This window comes from Stenotrophomonas maltophilia group sp. RNC7, from assembly GCF_030910085.1.
Classification (GTDB): Bacteria; Pseudomonadota; Gammaproteobacteria; order Xanthomonadales; family Xanthomonadaceae; genus Stenotrophomonas; species Stenotrophomonas sepilia.
Genome location: NZ_JAVFVN010000475.1, coordinates 1 through 373 on the forward strand (window position 1 = coordinate 1; position 373 = coordinate 373).

The following is a 373-nucleotide window of genomic DNA, read 5'->3' on the forward strand; positions in this document are numbered from 1 at the left end:
AGCCGCCCTGTTCCAGGTGCCGATGCCGCTGCACTTCGGCCTGGGCTTCTCGTGGGCGCTGTTCGTGCCGATGCTGATCATCTACCTGGTCACCTCGCTCGAAGCCATCGGCGACGTCACCGCCACCAGCAAGGTCTCCAAGCAGCCGGTCGAAGGCCCGCTGTGGATGCAGCGCATCAAGGGGGGCGTGCTGGTCAACGGCGCCAACTCGCTGCTGGCGGGCATTTTCAACACCTTCCCCAGCTCGGTCTTCGCCCAGAACAACGGCGTCATCCAACTGACCGGCATCGCCAGCCGCCACGTCGGCGTGTGGATCTCCGGCATGCTGATCCTGCTGGGCCTGTTCCCCGCCGTCGCCGGCGTGCTGCAGGCC

The 373-nt window shown here is 66.8% G+C and carries 1 protein-coding gene; it reads left to right on the plus strand.

Annotation, left to right across the window (positions count from 1 at the left end):
* Window positions 1–373: solute carrier family 23 protein (locus RCF13_RS07995; protein WP_308141059.1), on the plus strand; the 373-nt coding region annotated here is incomplete at both ends.